This is a genomic window from Pontiella agarivorans (assembly GCF_034531395.1).
GTDB classification, from domain to species: Bacteria; Verrucomicrobiota; Kiritimatiellia; order Kiritimatiellales; family Pontiellaceae; genus Pontiella; species Pontiella agarivorans.
Genome location: NZ_JARVCO010000010.1, coordinates 46249 through 63639 on the forward strand (window position 1 = coordinate 46249; position 17391 = coordinate 63639).

Sequence of the window (17391 nt, forward strand, 5' to 3'; positions counted from 1 at the left end):
CTATTTCCACTCGCTGATTTCGAGCGTATTCAACCAGATACCCCGGCCTTTTCCGGATGCATCGGAAAAACGGATCATCACCGGGTCGCGGCCGTTGCTTTCGACATGAAACGCAACGGAACCAAACGGTGCTTCGTGCATGGCTTTGCCTTCCGTCACAACTGTTTCAACCGATTCGCCGGCGGTCTCAATCTTCAGCTTCCGCGCATAAGGCAACTGATGAATGGCCGCATTTTTCTTTTTATCCGGATTCGGATCCATACTGTCGGAATTGTTACGCGGTGCGTGGTGTCCGGAGGTAATGCGGTATTTACCTTTCCGAAGATTGGAAAGTTCAAGCATCAGCCCGTTTTCATCCATACAGAGTACACCGTCGCCCCAGGCAAACCCGTTACGGCCCATGACATTCATTTCGCCCAGCCAGCGGAGCAGTTCGGGATTGCTGCACCGCAACACGGCCGAGAAACCGCTCAAAGATTCAAAGTCCTGCTTTGAATCCGCATTATCATCGCCCATCCACGGCGTCCAGCCGAACTGCACCAGTTGAGAACGGCCGCCGATATCAATTTTAACCGACTCGAAATCATAAATCGGTCCGGCATTCGCGGCAATCATATCGGTTTCCGCTTTCACGGTTTCAAACACCGCTTTTCCGGATTTGAGTCCGTCCACTTCGGCCGTCACCGTGACGGTACCCGGCTCCGTCCCGGCCCGGATCAGCACAGGCGCATGTCCATGGCGTACGTGCGTCGGATTTGCCCCGATTCCTTTCCTCTCTCCGACAATGGAAGCCGGACCGTTTACCGAAAACGTAACGTTGAACGGTGTATCCGGAATCGGCGTACCGTTTTGATCCACCACCTGCGCATAGGCCACAAGAAGATCGGAACCGTCAGCAAGAACAGTACGGCCTTGCGTATCGAGAATCAGCGTCACCGCCGCCGGCTTTTCCGGCGTCCGGATGGACATGGAGGAAACCATGTTCCCGTTTTCCAGTCCGTTGGCCGTCAGCGTTCCCGGTTTAAAATCATCGATCTCAAAAATAAACGGCGGCGCATTCAGCAGGCTGTATTTTTCATCCGTCGATGGACCGCTTTTCCGATAGGGTTTCCCGTTAAGCAGCAGTTCCACCTCCTCGGCATTGCTGTAAACCTCCAGCGTGCTGACTCCGTTCGTCCAGGCACCTTCAATATATGTGAACGGTTCAGCGGTCAGTTCAGCGCGATACCACATCGTTCCTTTTTTCGGCCACCGGAAAACCGTCATCATTCCACCTCGCGCACGATCCTGCGGTGTTTTGGTGGGATGAAAGGTGTAGTAGGCATGGGCCGTCCAGGCAATCAGACCGAGCTTCAGCGGATCATCCAGATAATGATTCACCGCCTCCGGCCCGCGCCGGCCTTCCATCGCAAGCATCGGTTCTTTGTGGTTCCAGTAATAATCCCCGTAAATCATCTGCGCATAAATATCGGTAATGCCCGAATGCTGCGGTCCGGTCCAGCGGCTGCCCTGCGAGGCGGTGAAACGGAATGGATCCTCCTGTTTACAGGCATTGTGGATCTGTGCCACCGGACCACGATGATTGATTCCCGCACCCCAGATGATGACCGATGGGTGGTTATAATGATTCCGGATCATGATTCTCGCGGCTTTTTCCAGATTGGCGTACCACTGTTGATTGGTGGTGATGGTGATCCACGTCGGCGCTTCTTCATAAACCAGAATACCGAGTTCGTCACAGGCTTCGAGAATTGCGTTATCCTGCGGATAATGTGCCGTCCGCATAATATTGAAGCCCAGTTCTTTAAACTGAAGCATATCTTTGTAATGCAGCGAATCTGGAAGCGCGTCCCCGATATACCCGTAGTGCTGATGCCGGTTCATCCCCATCAGTTTGACCGGGTCGCCGTTCAGAATCACCCCTCTGTCGGTAATCTCCACCTTCCGGAAGCCCATGCGGTTTTCCAGGCCGTCCACCGTTTTTTCTTCATCCAGCACCAGTGAATTCACCCGGTAGAGATAGGGGTGATCGATCCCCCACAGCTGCAGGTTTTCTTCAATACTTCCGATTTGATTAAAAGTGAAATCGCTTCCCGGTTGAATCAGCTGTGTATCTGCCAGTTTCAGCACCACCAGGCCGTCCGCATCGATCACCCGTGTAATCAAAGTGGTTTCCCTGGGAACATCATACGCATTTCTCACTGTGGTTTTCACATTCACCGTGCCGTAAAGATTAACCGGATCAACCGTCGGCGTCGTAATTTTCACCCCGGCATCCATCGCTTCCCAGTTAAAGGTGATGTGCAGCGGATCTTTCTCCACCAGATAAACATCGCGATAGAGCCCGCCGAATTTAATGTAGTCAAACGGGCCGGGATCCGGCGGCGTGGTTTCATTCTTCCGGTTATCAACCCGCAAGGTTACCTGTGCGGTTTTTCCGGGTTCTACTTCATCTGTAATATCAAAATGGAACGGAGAATAACCACCAACCGCAAACCGGCCGATGTGCTTTCCGTTGACCCAGCAGTCCGTAATCTGATGCGCCCCTTCAAATTCCAGAAAAATACGTTTTCCAGGCGTTGGAGAAATGCGGATATCGCGGCGGTACCAGCCGACCTTTCGCATAAAGGTTTCCTGATATTTATCGTCCTGACAGTCATTCAGGCTCATCGAGGTCAATTCCAGCGTATGCGGAACATGAACCGTTTCCCACGATTGATCCTTTGTATCCGGTTTGAAAAATTCTGCATCCGGATTGCCCAGATGAAATTTCCAGTGCTGATTAATCTTCGTTTTAACGCGCGGCGTTTCCGGATAGCCTTCCGGCAGTGCAAATCCCGATACGCTCAGCCCCAGCAGCAGTGCAAACAGTGTTTTTTTCATCATCTCTCCCCGTTGTTGATCTGTCATATGTTAACGCACACAGCAACAGAAAACGGACAGAACAGGGAAAGATGATGCCAATCTTCGTACCCTCAGGGCAGCTGTACGCGGAAAAAATGCCCGGCGGTCAGGTTCGTACTGAACGAGGTTTCGGAACCATCGGAGGCGGTCACGGTTTTGATGACCGAAAAATCGTTGGTCAGGTGATCTGCAGCAAGAATCCGGTACTGCTTACCGGAAACGGAATTCCAGCTGAGCTCAATTTCGCCAGGAAATGGTGAGCCCGGTCCGCTCATCGACAACCGGAAATAAGAGTTTTTTTCGTTCGGGTCTGTTCCGGTGCGGTATTCCTCGGCATTGGTGAATCCGTCACCATCCGGATCCTCCCCGGCATCACCCGCAAAATCAGGATTCAGACCATTATCCGTTTCCCAGACATTCGGAAGCCCGTCGTTGTCGCGGTCGGAAGAACCGTTTCCACCGGAATTTCCGATCCCATTAAACGCCTTCGGTACCTTGACCGGACCGAACGAACCCGGTAAGGCGCGGATCACATCATAGCCGGACTGAACAGCCCCCTCTGCCTCATCGCTCTCGCTATTGAGCCGGGTGATAATCCAGTCAACCTGCGAAAAGGAGAACGCCACGGTAAAATCGGGGACCTCCATATCATGCTGCAGCCGGCTTTGAATCGCGGAAAAACGGCAGCCGGAAAACTCAAGCTGGGTAACAACCGTTGCGGTATTTTCGGCGGAAGGTGTTACCACCTGCAACGTCAGGTCCAATAAATAACCTTGCTGCAGCGCATCAAAAAGCTCCGCCGTGGAGCTATCCATCGACAACACCAGTTCCGTGTTCATCGGCTCCGGATTCCCCCCAGCAGAAGAACCGGATCCAATCTGAACAGCGGTTTCCATGCCGTGGCCGAATGCCTTCACGCGCACCCAGCCGAATTCGTTGCCGGTATCAACGGTCTGTCCATCCCGGGTCAGCTTCAGATAGGCTTCAGTGGCTGAAACCGTATGGGCCAACAGCAGACCCGCTGAAAAAAGTGCTATATGCCCGAACTTCATGGGCTCACAGTAAACACAGAATCGTTGAGTACAACACTCCACTCCGTCATTCCGACCTCGGAAACCTGACCCGTTTCAGGATCCGGCTGATAGAAAGTGATTCGGTGCGCTCCGTATTTCAAGACCACCGACTCAATCGGCAGTTCACCGTTGGACGAAGCGTTGGACGTTATAGACTGCACCATCACCAGTTTCAGCTCGATTTTCATCACCGCATAGGGCCTGCTGACCGATCCACTGAATCCCGGGTTCACCAAAACAATCTCGACATCCTCCCAGTGCGCTCCCGTAACGCAGGTCTGAAACAGTGCCGCACTGGCACTGTTCACCGCTTTTTCCAGCTCAATATCGTTGAACGACGCCTTGCCGGCTCCGCCGCCCCCCGTCGTGCCCCCACCAACAGTGACACTGTTTTCAACACCGAACGAAAGCGACTCCAGCTCAATCCAGCCGGTATCACCCCGATACAGCGGATTCTCCACGTCACCGGTATAGGTGATGCCTGCCGGTCCGTTTGTGAATTTGGCATATAGCCGCGTCTGCGCTTCACTCGACACGACCGCCATGAGCAGACTCGTGCATACCGCAAACAGCCTGCGTTTCCCTTTTATCAACTGACGTGATTTCTTCATCCGGAACCCTCTCATGATATTTTTTCAGCCACTGCGGCCAGCCCGTCGCTCAATTTTCTGAAGAATTGGTAACTGCACAGAATCTTTCAACAATAAATATGATCATATTTTACATATTATCTTCTGACACATGGATTCCCGCATCAGACGCAAAAAAAACAGCAACCGGTAAGGGGGGACCGATTGCTGTTCTCGAGGCTTTGCAGCCTCTCAGGGAGTTGTTGTTGGTATTAAGGTAGACCCGGCGGTTCCGAAAACGTTCAAAACGTTTTTCACATTTCCAATCCCTGTAAATTTCCAAGGATTGGAACCGCTTTTTTGTATGCCCGATGACGCTGTCGGTTTATCGTTCTGCACATTTGTTACAAGGAGCAGAAAACCATGCGAATCGAAACCGACCTCAAACTGGGCTTTAAAGACGTCATGTTCCGGCCGAAACGTTCCACCCTGAAAAGCCGTGCTCAGGTAGACCTGAAACGAACCTTCAGATTGATGCACACCGATACCGAATGGACCGGGATTCCGATTATGGCGGCCAATATGGATACCGTCGGCACCTTCGAAATGGCGGCAACGCTGGCGGAACACAACCTGTTCACCGCCATTCACAAACATTACACCGCTGAAGAATGGCGAACCTTTATCGCATCCGCTCCGAAGGGCATCGAAAACCATATCGCGGTCAGCACCGGCACCGGCGAAGCCGATTTCAAAAAACTGATCACCATTAAAAATGAAAATCCGCAGCTGCGTTTTATCTGCATCGATGTCGCCAACGGCTATTCCGAACATTTTGTGACGTTTCTGAAAAAAACGCGCGAACAGTTTTCCGACAAAGTCATCATCGCCGGCAATGTCGTCACCGGTGAAATGGTGGAGGAACTGCTGCTGGCCGGTGCGGATATCGTGAAAGTCGGCATCGGTCCCGGCTCCGTCTGCACCACACGCGTAAAAACCGGCGTCGGCTATCCCCAGCTCTCCGCCATCATTGAATGCGCCGACGCCGCGCACGGTCTCGGCGGGCAGATTATTTCCGACGGCGGCTGCGCCACGCCGGGCGATGTCTCCAAAGCGTTCGGTGCCGGAGCCGATTTTGTAATGCTCGGCGGTATGCTCGCCGGACATGATGAGTCCGGCGGCGAAACCATCGAACGCGACGGCAAAACCTACCGTCAGTTTTACGGCATGAGCTCCTCCACCGCCATGAACAAACATGCCGGCGGCGTGGCCAACTATCGCGCGTCCGAGGGAAAAACCGTGGAAGTTCCCTATCGCGGAGCCGTGGAACACACGCTCAGCGACATTCTCGGCGGCGTACGCAGCACCTGCACCTATGTCGGCGCGGCTACTCTGAAAGAGCTGACCAAACGCACCACCTTCATCCGCGTCGCCGAGCAGGAAAACCGGGTTTACACCCAATAAATCAGAATTCCACGGTCGGAGCCGCGGCCGCTTCGGGTGCGGCTTCGAAAGCTTCTTTTTTGTCGAAACCGAACATATTGGCCATCATATTTCCGGGAAAACGGCGAATGCTGACATTATAGGCGGCCACCGCTTCGTTATAACGCCGGCGCTCCACCGAAATCCGGTTTTCCGTTCCGGCCAGTTCTTCCTGCAGTGCCAGGAAATTCTGGTTGGCTTTTACATCCGGATATTTTTCAACCACCACCATCAGGCGGCCCAGCGCACTTTCGAGCATTCCGGCGGTTTTCACGCTCTGCTCGGTATTTCCGGCGGCTTTGGCCTCGCCCCACTGACTGCGCAGGCGGGTGACTTCGGTGAGCAGTTCTTTTTCATGATCGGCGAACCCCTTCACCGTATTCACCAGGTTGGGAATCAGGTCGTAGCGGCGCTGCAGCACGGTTTCCACGTTGGCCCAGGCTTTATCGACATTTTCCTCCTGCGTCACAAAACCGTTATATTTTCCCGCAACACAGCCGCCCATGGACAACACGCCGACGAGCAGTACTCCGGCCGCGATTAAGGGAATCAGACAACCTTTTTTCATGATTTTACTCCTTTATGAATTTCTGCATCCACGGCGTCGATGACGCACTCGATGGTTGTTAAATAGGTATTAAACAAGGTTTCAACATCGCATGATTTTGCTTTTTTTGTTCCGTCTTTCAGCTGCTGAACGGTCTGGAATACCGATGGATCAAACGAAAGATGAGCCCCCAGCTTTTCCAGGGCCTGGAACTTTTTCTGCGGAATTTCATCTGCAAACAGGCGAAGCGATGCACGAAACAGCACCAGAAACGTGGACAGCGATTCCACCATCAGATCCGCCACGGCTTTAGATTTCCCGCCGGTCAGCAGATAAGCCTGCCGCAGTTTAATCAGGCTGCCGCGCAGTTCGTGCTCAATTTGAAGGCGCAGATTCTCGGTTCCGATTTCCAGATCCGACACCACATCATCGCCATAGAGAATTTTATGGCATTCGCGAATATCGAGCAGCTCAATGGGAAACACATCCGTCGCCTGTTTCAGCCGCTCCTGCGTAAACAGCAGCGGTGCGGGATTCCCGGCTTTCGCCCACGCCGTCGCGGTCTTTGAAAAGGCATTCAGCGTTTCAACGCCCAGCTCTTCGGCAATCACCAGCACATTATAATCCGAGTTCTTTCCGGCATGGTCGCCTGCCGCCGCAGAGCCGTAAAGCACCACCGACTTCAGGCTGCCTGAACCCGCTTTTGTTAATTCTTCTACCAGTTTATCCGGGGTCATTGTTCTCTCCTTGAAATTCTACCAGCCACCGCTGGATCCGCCGCCGCCCGACATTCCGCCGCCAAAACCGCCGCCGGAAAATCCGCCGCCACCGCCAAACCCGCCTCCCCGGCCTCCTCGGCCGCCGCTCAGCAACAGCAACATCGCCAGATGCGGATGACGGATCGCAAAAATCACAAAAATAATGCCCATGATCAGCGGAAGAATCGGATTCTGTTTCCGGTTTTCTGTACGGTGCTGGACGGGATAGCGGGTTTGCGGAACAGCTCCGCTGAGCTGGACGCCGTATTCCTGCGCCACCTCCTGAGCCAGCGCCGCCACCCCCAGCTCGATGCCTTTTCCTGGATTTCCGGCTTTAAAATACGGGGTAATCATATCGCGCCGGATGCGCCCGGCCGCGGCATCGGGAATTGCGCCTTCCAGGCCGTAGCCCACTTCGATGCGCATTTTCCGGTCCTGCATGGCAGCCAGAAACATCACGCCGTTATCTTTGCCTTTCTGCCCGATCCCCCACTTTTCAAACAGACGGTTGGTGAAATCATCAATTTCGCCGCCTTCGAGCGATTTCAGTGTAACCACCGCGATTTCGGCGGAAGTCTTCTGCTCCAGCTCATCGATCATGGATTCAATTTTCGCTTCCTGAGCGGCTGGAATGACGTTGGCGAAATCGTTAACTGCACGGCCGTATTTCGGCTGCAGTTTCTGCAGCAGCGCATCCGAGGCATGAACAGGAAAAGCGGCGGCGAAAAGAGCACCGGCCAGAAATAAAATACGTGTTGCTTTCTGCATGGCGCCTATCCTACTGCATGCCGTTTTGGATGCGATTACAAACCTTCTGCTTTTTTGCAAAGCAGGCTGATTCTAGGGAGCGTTTTTTCGATAGTGATCAGCAAAATTTTTGAGCGAAGCGACGGCAACACGCGCATTCAGTGATTCGAGATCCACTGCGGAAAGATCGGCCGCCTGCCCGGAGGCATCGATGACGGAAAGCCGGCTGATGCCGTCGCACTCAAATTCTTTGTAGTAGGATTTAAGCCGCTTTTCATCCACCGGCTGATCCAGAGACAAAAACAGCCATTCCGGGCCGTTCCGGCGGCGGGCCAGCATCGGAAATTCCTGGCAGAAACGGGCGGCTGTTTCATTTCCGTTTTCCGGTTTGAAAAGAATGGAACTCGGACTGAAGGTGTCGGAAAGGCCTGCTCCCCATTTACGTTTGAAACGAAAGGTGCCGTCGCCCATGAAAGCGCGCGTTCCGGTGAAATCAACCACCTCGCATCCCATCTCCTGTGCATACTGGATGCCGAAATAATACACCGCGCTGATCAGCGCACGGGGCGGATGCTCAAAACATTCAGGGGCCAGACCGATCCAGAGAAAAAAGAGGGCGTCGTCCTCTTCGAACACAATCCCGCCGGCCAGCATTTTATCGTCTTTCAGTATTTTCAGCAGAGCGCCTTTCCGGCCGCGCCGCACAAAATGACCTTTGCGGGCCTTGACCATCGATCCCCCATGTTTACTGCGCATGAACGGCAGATACATCCGGTCGTAAAAATCGGCGACTTCCTTCGGATCCGAAGTTGTTTCGGAACGATAACCTTCGATGCGGATATACCGCAGGTCCTGCCGGCGGATCGTTTTATGAAAAAGCTGTTTGGTTTCCTCCCAGGTTTCTTCGAGAAAAATGGACATATTCACCCAGTCGGGCAGTTCCAGAAAACTGCCGTTGCGGTTGATGAGACCGTGATAGGGCCAGCCGATGTCGCAGAGCAGCAGATCTGCCTGCGCCCGCAGTTTTTCGGCATGACGGCGTGCGCTGAACAGCGTGGTCCGTTTTTCAATAACGGTTTCGAAACGGTCGAAAATCGCCTTTTCGATATATTCCCCGTTATAATAGCGGCCGATGTAGAGCACCTTCACCGGCATTTTTTCGCGGCGGGTGATGCCGTCAATAAGCGTGATCCGGCAGCGCGGATCAAAAATCATTTTCATGGCCACGGGAAAATGTTCGCCGTACAGCCGGATAAAGCCGACGACGCGCATGATCCTGTTCCAAACTCTGGAAAGGAGCCTCATATGTCGGATCCGGACTCAGCAACCCCGTAAACTGCCTGTGGAAAAATCATCCCGCATAAAGTAAGTTTGCCTCTTTAACGTGTCAAGGCCGCCCTGCCCGGGGCTGTACTGAAGTATGCGTTTTTCTCAAAAATCTATACCGCTATTGCACGTTTCCAGAGATAGGAACCTTTCGGTTTCCGCATCGGAATCGGCCGGAACATATTCAATCCGTTTATTTTACTTCAGTTTAAATACCCGTTTTGCAAAGCCTCGCAATTCCGGACAACGACCGTGCTGAAAATCGCGGTCCTTTACATCCGAACAGCTTTACCGGAACGTAGCGGGTGCTGAAGCTTAAAACAGGAGTTGATTATGGATGTAAAAATTGAACCGATTACAAAATCTGCATTTGCTGAATACGGCCAGTTGCTGGAAACCCCGCCGGCAGCCGAACCGACCATTGCGGTGCCGACTGTGAACTTCTGGAAACAACAGGCTGCATTCACGGTGGACGGCGAGCTCGAGGTCGGTTTTCTTAACGTGAAAAAAATGGATATGATATTTGATGATCTGGAAAATCATTTCAAAACACAGACCGGTCTGATCAGTCTTTCCGGCGACTGGTGCATCGGCGTCGGCACTCCGGGGAATGAGGTTCCGGAGGCTGGAAGTTTGAAAGCATTCCGTATTCCGAAAGGCCGGCTGGTGGTGCTTCATGAAAAATGCTGGCATACAACGCCCTACCCGGTGGACCACGATGAAAGTGCCATGCTGGTGATGTGCAAAAAAGATTTTCTGGACGACGATACCGTCTACGAAAAAATCAGTGAAGAAAGCCGGCTGGTCTTTTAAGCGGCAGCCGAATTGTCCGGTTCGCTCACATCCGGAAGGGTTATAATATAAACAACTGCCGCCAGCGACAGCAGACTGAGCAGCAGCACAGTGACTGGAGCTCCGAGCCGCTCGCTGATCAGCCCGATCAGTCCGCCGAAAAACATCAGAACGCCGATCAGCGTATTGGAAACCGCAACATACGCTGCCCGGTTCTGTCCGGTGGCCATATCGACCAGATAAACTTTCCGGCCGAGACGCACTCCGCCATGCATCACATTGAGCAGCAGGAAAATCACGGCGAGACCATAGGGATTGAGCACCCAGCCCCATTGCAGCACAACGGCCATAAAGATGAACAGGCCGAGCAATCCGGCCCCCGTCGCGGCAATCGCCATGACCTGCCGGCTGGAGCGGTCGCCCATATATCCCCAGAACGGAGCCGATAGCGCAGCAGCCAGACCGTTGGCAATAATCAGCGATCCCAGACCCAGCAGTTCACCATCGGCAACCTGCTGCGCAATCAATACATAAAACGGCGGAGCCAGTGCCACGGAAAGCAGCAGACCGCGGGCAATGACATAACGGCGGAACCCGGTATCGGTTTTAAGCAGCGTCATCTGCTGCAACGCCACAGCCAATGCATTCCCGCCGCCTTCGGTTGCCCCCGGCTGCTCGGCAATGCCTGAAAAAACGGCCGCAGCAATAATCCATAAAATACCACCGGTCAGCAGCAATCCGGAAAATACACGCGGGCCGGCATGCACCAGATCAACCGTTCCGATCCAGAGCCCGATCAGCAGCACCGCCACACCGGAAAGACCGGAACTCCAGCCCATCAAAGCGCCTCGCCGGCTTTTGGATACCGTTTTCCCCAGCACATCTTTCGCCGACACCGAGCAGAGTCCGCGGGAAATACTGAACAAAATCAGCATCAGAATGATTGCACCTCCGGCGGTACCCCCTTCAAAACCGATGGCGGCACCGGCCATACCAAACAGACTGAGTGCGGAAAACAACGCCCCGATGACCCATACCGTTTTACGAATGGCCAGTTTCCGAACTGCGGCGGCAACCACCAGCTGCGGCAGCAATACCCCACCCTCACGGATCGGAACCAGAAAACCGGTGAATACCGCCGGCACCCCGAGCATCCCGAACAGCCAGGGAATAATCAGTTTGGCACTGCCGATTTCGTCCGCCACCTTGCCAAGCAGATTGGCCGTGAGATAGGCAAAAAAATTGCGGGGCTGATCGTTGCAGGCCGCATCCGGAATATCTTTGCAGACGCGGGTATCTTCGTCGCCGGTGATGCGGTTATAGAGATTTTCAATCAGAACCTGTTTATTCATAGCAAGCAGATTATATACGGCAGCAGCCTGAAACAGGACAGCATTTTACGCCGCAACCGGCGAGCTTATACCCAGCCTGTGCAACTCAGAAAGTTGATCCATTGTCCGGCTCCCCGACAATGCTGAACCACCGAAAGATCCTCAGGCATTTTTCCGGTTCCGCTTGACCCATTTGCTCCGGTTGCTTAAAATGTATTCCGCTTTCCAAAAGCAAATGTGTTATGCGAGATGAAACCACATCATCAGAAACGTCACACCCGGTTCGACCGAATCAGGTTCAGCCCGTTTCTGAATCCCCGGTTGCGGATCTTCAACAGGAACCTTCCGCCGCTTTATTTGATGCCCTCTATCGGGCAGTTCAGGATGCGGTTCTTATCACCGGCACTTCCGGAAAGCTGGTTTATATGAATCCATCGGCCGAGGTTCTTACCGGTTATGACAGGAAGCAACATTCGGAACTTCATTTCCAAACGCTCTTTCCAGAACGATCTGCTGCAGAGCGTTCACAGACAATGCTCATCCGCTGTGATGGACATCCATGCCCTGTTCAGCTCAGACAGTCCTCTCTCAACCTGCAGGCCCAAACACTTACTCTGTTCTCTATCCGGCCGGTAACGGATATAACGGAAACCCCGCTTCACGAAGCCCATTCGGTACAGCTGCTGCTGAAACACCTGATGGATCACCTGCCGGACAACATTTATTTCAAGGATATCCAGTCTCGTTTTATCATGGTCAACCGGGCGTTCTGCAGCCATATCGGCATCGAAGCCGCGCAGGTTGTGGGCAAAACCGATGCCGATCTTTTCACCAAAACGCATGCCGACCAGGCTCGAAATGATGAAGAACAGATTATCAGCACCGGACTTCCTCTGGTTGATATAGAAGAAAAGGAAACCTGGGCGGATGGTCACTGTACCTGGGTATCCACCACAAAAATGCCCTTGAAAAGTCCCGACGGAACCGTGGTCGGAACCTTCGGTATTTCCCGCGATATCACCGCAAAGAAAACCATGGAGCAGGAACGCGCAGCCCGCAAAAAGGCTGAGAAAACCACGGAGGCTAAAACGATTTTCCTGGCCAACATGAGCCACGAAATGCGCACGCCTCTCAGCGCCATTGTCGGCGTTGGCGACCTGCTGGTGGATACGCTCCTTGATGCCGAACAGAAAGATTATGTGGGAACCATCGAATCCAGCTCCGAAGCCCTGCTGGATATTGTTAACAGCGTGCTGGATCTTTCAAAAATTGAAGCCGGAAAACTGAACCTCGAAGCTGTTCCGTTTAATGTACGGGAACTGATCCGTAAAACAATGGATGTCATCAAACAACCGGCATGTTCCCTGAAAAACACACTTTATTCAGAGATCAACGAGAGTATGCCCGATCTGGTACGCGGAGATCCGGTTCGCCTGCGACAGGTTTTGCTGAACCTCCTGAGCAATGCCAACAAATTTACCAGCGGCGGATCGATCACCCTGCGGGTGTCGGCCGAACAGCCTGACCTCCAGCATGTCCGGCTCTTTTTTGAAGTAACGGATACCGGTATCGGCATGGAACCGGAGCAGATTCCGCGGCTGTTCCAGCCCTATGAGCAGGCCGACCGATCCACTACACGAAATTACGGCGGTACAGGGCTCGGGCTGGCCATCTGCAATAAACTTGTAGAACAAATGGGCGGGCAGCTCAGCATTACGAGTCAGAAAGGCATCGGAACACAGATTCAATTCGCCATTCTGCTCGAATGCTGCGCAAACGATACAGTGATTGAAAAAAATGCAGCCGAAGACCAGAACCGTCAACATGTCCTGAGCCGTATTCTGCTGGTGGAAGACAACCGCGTAAACCGGGAGGTTATCCGTCGCATTCTAAAAAAACTCGGCTATGACGCCGATCTGGCTGCAAACGGAGAAGAAGCCGTTCAGGCTGCGCAAAACCAGGCTTATGATTTAATTCTGATGGATGTCCAGATGCCGGTAATGGACGGGCTGGAAGCTACACGGATCATTAAACGGGAACATGAGAAAAAAAATTCCTGTAAGCCCCTGATTGTCGGGTTGTCTGCACATGCTTTGAAGGAACACCATGAACAGGCCGCGGAAGCCGGAATGGATGACTACCTGACCAAACCGGTCCGAATCAGAGACCTGAAACAGCTTTTCAGTAGAATCTGATACTCCGGTCACTCCTCCGGAACAACATTGCACAACAGGAAAACATAATCCTGATAATCCCCGTTCTTTGCCTCCTCAAAACAGATCAGAAACACATTTTTCACCGGCTTTCCGGCACGACGCTGCACAGGAAATATCCGCACAGCATGCTTCACATGCTTCGGCTCCAGACGACTGTTCCACACATCCTCCGTATAGGCCACATGACTTGGGCTGGATGTGAAAATACCGAATACGGCGTTACCGGGATCAAAACAGGTTGTTCCGCTGGCCAATGAAGGAAACAGGGCATTGTGTTCAGCGCGCGTTCTTGTTTTCAGACCAAGTGTACCGATGGGATGGAGCTCCGGAGCTTCAAGGGCAGCCGTGGGCAGGAGGAAATTCGGAGAATACCGGGCAACGGGCTCCAGCTTAACATCTCCAGCCGATGCTTTTCGGAAACGCTGCTGCCGAATTTCATCGCCCTGCAGGGTCGGCCCGGTATCAGAATGCAATGAATTCCATCCGACATCCAGCTGCAGACCAAGCGTTTCAACAATCCGCTGAAGGGTTGGCTCCCGGTCACCTTCCACACCGATAGCACTGAGACCGGCCAAGGCCACCGACGTCTTAATTTCGCCGGCACTGTTAACCACCTGACATTCCGCCTTCAGCACACCCAAACGCCCCTTTGGCGGAACAAAGACCAAATCCGCAGTAATACAGCCGTTCGGTTTCAGGGAAACGGGACTTTTTTCCAACGTCTGGAAACAGTCCGCATTTCGACCCGTCAGTTTCAGAGTCAGCCCTTCCAACGCCTCGTCGCTCTGATTCCATAGCGTGAAACCGCGCGGTTCCGATCGTTTTCCTGCAACGCCGGAAAAAATCAGTTCCCCCTGATCGACCAGCAACGGTTGACTGAAAGACAGCATACACGAACAGATCGACATAAATAAAAACACACGCATAGAATCTCCTGATAGGGGCCGGTTGAAGTAAACCGCGGACTGTATACGTACGCGTTCCGCCGCGTCAAACGAATCAGCCATAATAAGTCTTTAATTTTTATAAGAATTTCAATCCGAATAAATATCGGCATCCTCACTCGCGCCTTCAGGCGGCTTTTTCTCAATCGATTCCGGCCCGTCTCTCCGGGCTGGTTACTCGGCCCCTGATTCAGTCCCCTGATGCGAAACGGCATCAAAGCCTTTTCAGAAACCGACCGATCAGCTTGTTTGCATCTCCGCTTCATAAATCAGAATCGCCATGTTAGCGTGATATGAATTTATCGTGGAGCAACACTATGGAATCCTTTGACATCATTATTATCGGATCGGGCGGCGGCACCAAGATTGCGCGCCCGGCGGCGGATCTCGGCTTTAAAGTGGCCATGATTGAAAAAGAGGCGATGGGCGGCACCTGCCTGAACCGCGGTTGTATTCCCTCCAAAATGGTGATTCATCCGGCGGATCAGATTCACCACATTAAACATTCCCCGAAAATCAATATCGATGCTGATCTCAATCCGCAGATTCGCTTCAAAGAGATGATCGAACGGGTAACCGGAACCGTTGATAATATATCTGAGGGTCTGGCCCCGCCCTATGAGGCACATCCCGACATTGAGCTCATTTTCGGGGAAGCCACGTTCAGCGGCAACCATTCGATTTCCGTCAACGGGCGCGAGCTTTCCGCTGAGCGCATTTTTATTGCCGTTGGTACCCGCCCGCAGATTCCGAACATCCCGGGATTGGAAGGCACGCCCTACATGACCAACCGCGAAGCCCTGCGCAATACGGAACTCCCGCCGCGTATGATTGTAATCGGTGCGGGCTACATCGGCTGCGAGCTCGGCCATGCCTACAGCTCCGCCGGAACGGACGTCCACTTTATCGTCCGCAGTGAGCTGATCCGCCGCGAAGACCGGGAAATTAAGGCGGAATTTAAAAAGGTATTTTCCGAAAACAACACCCTCCACGAAGGTTATGATGTTGAACAGGTGGAATACGACGGCTCGGTTTTTTCCGTGCAGATTCGTAATAAAGACGGAGCCTTCCAAACCCTGGAAGCTGAAGCGCTGTTGGTGGCCACCGGCATTGTCCCCAATACCGATTTCCTGGGATTGGAAAATACGGATATCCAATTAGACGACCACGGATTTATTCCCGTCGATGGTCAGCTCCAATCATCCGTGCCCGGCGTCTACGCCATGGGCGACTGCAACGGAAACTATTTTTTCCGGCATACGGTCAACTGGGAGGGCGAATTCCTCATGCGCGTCCTGTTTGAAGATCCGTCCGATGAAACCATCGACTACGGTGCCGTGCCTCACGCCGTTTTCACCTACCCGCAGGTTGCGGGCGTGGGTAAAACCGAAGATGAACTGATTGCAGACGGCGCAGACTATGTCCGCGGGTTCTGCCGCTATGAAAACACAGCCATGGGCATGGCGCGGCAGGCCGACCACGGGTTTGTTAAAATTCTCATCGGACGGAAGGACAAAACGATTCTTGGTGCCCACATTATCGGCGACGAAGCCTCGAACATGCTGCACATGATTGTTGCGCTGATGTATAAAAACGGAACGCTCGATGATCTGCTCAACATGATCTACATCCACCCGGCCCTGCCCGAAGCCGTCCGCGACGCCGCCCGCGACGCGCGGGATCAGTTAAAAATTGCCTGATCAAAAACGGTACGGAACCGCTCGAAATCCTCGATCTGCGGCAGGTGGCCGAGATCGGAGAGTTCATAAAGCGTCATTTCCGGAATACGTTTTTTCATACGTTCACCGAGCAGATCATAGCGTCCAAGTTCGTGGGTTACGCCCGGACGTTTCCATCCCCGCCCCGGCCCCGTGCGATCGCGCGTGCCCAGAATTAAAACCGTCGGCACCTGCAGATCGGCAAATTCAGTAACAACGGGCTGTGTGAAAATAAGGTCATACGTCAGCGCATTCACCCGTGCCATAATTTCGCGGTCGGGTCCCTGCGCCCAGCCGATCAGCGGATAGGTCAGCGCTTCATAGCGCGCATTCCAGTCGCCGTCATAATAATTTTTCTGCTGATACGAACGGACGCCTTCCGCCGTTTTTTTCAGCTCGTTTTCATAGAAAAAGTTCACATCTTTGTACTGAACAAACTCCAGATAGTTTTCCAGTCCGATGGGATTCACCAGAATCAGTTTTTCGGTCTGTTCCGGATACTGCAGGGCAAAGCGCGACGCCAGCATACCGCCCATGGAATGTCCGACCACCATCGACTGCTGAATATGCAGCGATTCCATCAGCGCCTTCGTATTCGCCGCCAGCGCCGCAAACGAATACTGATACTCCGTCGGCTTCGACGATTTACCGAAACCGATCTGATCGGGCATCAAAACATTGAAGCCCTTTTCCTGCAGAAATTTTGCGGTTTCTTCCCAATAGGCCCCGTTAAAGTTTTTGCCGTGCAGCAACGTCACCCACGGGCGTGTCTCACCGGCTTCCAGAACCATATAGGTCATGTTCAGCGATTTTCCCTGCGATTCAAACGCAAAGGCGTTCACCTCAAACGGATACTCGTATTCGGAAAGATACTGATCGTACGATAGATCGTTGATTTCCGTCGCCCGGCTGACCAGAACGGCGGACATGCAGCAAACCACCAGCAGCAGTGAACATTTTTTCATGTCGGTTTCTCCCTTCAAT

The 17391-nt window shown here is 53.1% G+C and carries 14 protein-coding genes; 4 read left to right on the plus strand and 10 right to left on the minus strand.

All coding sequences use genetic code 11. The features are described 5' to 3' along the window. The 3 genes from P9H32_RS07735 to P9H32_RS07745 form a co-directional block, all read right to left on the minus strand. Positions 1–2886, minus strand: coding sequence for a glycoside hydrolase family 2 protein (locus tag P9H32_RS07735; RefSeq protein ID WP_322608317.1), 2886 nt, complete (start codon positions 2884–2886; stop codon positions 1–3). A gap of 89 nt (positions 2887–2975) precedes the next feature. Beyond that, on the minus strand, positions 2976–3956 hold the full coding sequence (locus tag P9H32_RS07740; RefSeq protein ID WP_322608318.1) for a thrombospondin type 3 repeat-containing protein: 981 nt from the start codon (positions 3954–3956) through the stop codon (positions 2976–2978). Then, on the minus strand, positions 3953–4588 hold the full coding sequence (locus P9H32_RS07745) for a type VI secretion system tube protein Hcp (RefSeq protein WP_322608319.1): 636 nt from the start codon (positions 4586–4588) through the stop codon (positions 3953–3955). Before P9H32_RS07745 ends, P9H32_RS07740 begins: the two co-directional genes overlap by 4 nt. A 381-nt stretch (positions 4589–4969) precedes the next feature. Between P9H32_RS07745 and P9H32_RS07750 the strand changes: the two genes are divergently transcribed. Beyond that, entirely contained in the window at positions 4970–6010 is a 1041-nt protein-coding gene (locus P9H32_RS07750; RefSeq protein WP_322608320.1) for a GMP reductase, read from the plus strand. Position 6011: 1 nt separating this feature from the next. Here P9H32_RS07750 and P9H32_RS07755 read toward each other — a convergent pair whose 3' ends face one another. The 4 genes from P9H32_RS07755 to P9H32_RS07770 form a co-directional block, all read right to left on the minus strand. Next, complete coding sequence (locus tag P9H32_RS07755) at positions 6012–6596, minus strand: LemA family protein (RefSeq protein ID WP_322608321.1); 585 nt, start codon at positions 6594–6596, stop codon at positions 6012–6014. Further along, positions 6593–7312 carry a nucleotidyltransferase domain-containing protein gene (locus P9H32_RS07760; protein ID WP_322608322.1) on the minus strand — a complete coding sequence of 240 codons (720 nt, stop codon included), beginning with the start codon at positions 7310–7312 and terminating at the stop codon, positions 6593–6595. The genes P9H32_RS07755 and P9H32_RS07760 overlap by 4 nt, the downstream gene beginning before the upstream one ends. Positions 7313–7330: 18 nt before the next feature. Beyond that, complete coding sequence (locus P9H32_RS07765) at positions 7331–8101, minus strand: TPM domain-containing protein (protein ID WP_322608323.1); 771 nt, start codon at positions 8099–8101, stop codon at positions 7331–7333. 72 nt (positions 8102–8173) lie between these two features. Beyond that, positions 8174–9352, minus strand: coding sequence for a hypothetical protein (locus P9H32_RS07770; protein WP_322608324.1), 1179 nt, complete (start codon positions 9350–9352; stop codon positions 8174–8176). A gap of 387 nt (positions 9353–9739) precedes the next feature. Between P9H32_RS07770 and P9H32_RS07775 the strand changes: the two genes are divergently transcribed. Next, entirely contained in the window at positions 9740–10219 is a 480-nt protein-coding gene (locus P9H32_RS07775) for an ureidoglycolate lyase (RefSeq protein WP_322608325.1), read from the plus strand. Here the strand turns inward: P9H32_RS07775 and P9H32_RS07780 are convergent. Continuing rightward, positions 10216–11550: an MFS transporter gene (locus tag P9H32_RS07780; RefSeq protein ID WP_322608326.1), complete on the minus strand. Its 1335-nt coding sequence runs from the start codon at positions 11548–11550 to the stop codon at positions 10216–10218. The genes P9H32_RS07775 and P9H32_RS07780 overlap by 4 nt on opposite strands. 221 nt (positions 11551–11771) lie before the next feature. On the opposite strand from P9H32_RS07780, the gene P9H32_RS07785 reads away from it, so the two are divergent. Continuing rightward, positions 11772–13724, plus strand: coding sequence for an ATP-binding protein (locus tag P9H32_RS07785; protein ID WP_322608327.1), 1953 nt, complete (start codon positions 11772–11774; stop codon positions 13722–13724). Positions 13725–13732: 8 nt separating this feature from the next. Here P9H32_RS07785 and P9H32_RS07790 read toward each other — a convergent pair whose 3' ends face one another. After that, a complete protein-coding gene (locus tag P9H32_RS07790) occupies positions 13733–14671 on the minus strand; it encodes a hypothetical protein (protein WP_322608328.1) in 939 nt (312 codons plus the stop codon). Between the two features lie 335 nt (positions 14672–15006). On the opposite strand from P9H32_RS07790, the gene P9H32_RS07795 reads away from it, so the two are divergent. Further along, a complete protein-coding gene (locus P9H32_RS07795) occupies positions 15007–16389 on the plus strand; it encodes a dihydrolipoyl dehydrogenase (protein WP_322608329.1) in 1383 nt (460 codons plus the stop codon). Here P9H32_RS07795 and P9H32_RS07800 read toward each other — a convergent pair. Beyond that, entirely contained in the window at positions 16371–17372 is a 1002-nt protein-coding gene (locus tag P9H32_RS07800; RefSeq protein ID WP_322608330.1) for an alpha/beta fold hydrolase, read from the minus strand. The two genes, P9H32_RS07795 and P9H32_RS07800, sit on opposite strands and share 19 nt — an antisense overlap. Positions 17373–17391 lie beyond the last annotated feature (19 nt).

What these genes read in the sequence shown, in the direction of transcription:
- P9H32_RS07795 (WP_322608329.1), top strand. Translation starts at nt 15,007, where the DNA reads ATGGAATCCTTTGACATCATTATTATCGGATCGGGCGGCGGCACCAAG.
- P9H32_RS07760 (WP_322608322.1), bottom strand. Translation starts at nt 7,312, where the DNA reads ATGACCCCGGATAAACTGGTAGAAGAATTAACAAAAGCGGGTTCAGGC.
- P9H32_RS07735 (WP_322608317.1), bottom strand. Translation starts at nt 2,886, where the DNA reads ATGATGAAAAAAACACTGTTTGCACTGCTGCTGGGGCTGAGCGTATCG.
- P9H32_RS07785 (WP_322608327.1), top strand. Translation starts at nt 11,772, where the DNA reads ATGCGAGATGAAACCACATCATCAGAAACGTCACACCCGGTTCGACCG.
- P9H32_RS07780 (WP_322608326.1), bottom strand. Translation starts at nt 11,550, where the DNA reads ATGAATAAACAGGTTCTGATTGAAAATCTCTATAACCGCATCACCGGC.
- P9H32_RS07775 (WP_322608325.1), top strand. Translation starts at nt 9,740, where the DNA reads ATGGATGTAAAAATTGAACCGATTACAAAATCTGCATTTGCTGAATAC.
- P9H32_RS07755 (WP_322608321.1), bottom strand. Translation starts at nt 6,596, where the DNA reads ATGAAAAAAGGTTGTCTGATTCCCTTAATCGCGGCCGGAGTACTGCTC.
- P9H32_RS07765 (WP_322608323.1), bottom strand. Translation starts at nt 8,101, where the DNA reads ATGCAGAAAGCAACACGTATTTTATTTCTGGCCGGTGCTCTTTTCGCC.
- P9H32_RS07740 (WP_322608318.1), bottom strand. Translation starts at nt 3,956, where the DNA reads ATGAAGTTCGGGCATATAGCACTTTTTTCAGCGGGTCTGCTGTTGGCC.
- P9H32_RS07790 (WP_322608328.1), bottom strand. Translation starts at nt 14,671, where the DNA reads ATGCGTGTGTTTTTATTTATGTCGATCTGTTCGTGTATGCTGTCTTTC.
- P9H32_RS07770 (WP_322608324.1), bottom strand. Translation starts at nt 9,352, where the DNA reads ATGCGCGTCGTCGGCTTTATCCGGCTGTACGGCGAACATTTTCCCGTG.
- P9H32_RS07800 (WP_322608330.1), bottom strand. Translation starts at nt 17,372, where the DNA reads ATGAAAAAATGTTCACTGCTGCTGGTGGTTTGCTGCATGTCCGCCGTT.
- P9H32_RS07745 (WP_322608319.1), bottom strand. Translation starts at nt 4,588, where the DNA reads ATGAAGAAATCACGTCAGTTGATAAAAGGGAAACGCAGGCTGTTTGCG.
- P9H32_RS07750 (WP_322608320.1), top strand. Translation starts at nt 4,970, where the DNA reads ATGCGAATCGAAACCGACCTCAAACTGGGCTTTAAAGACGTCATGTTC.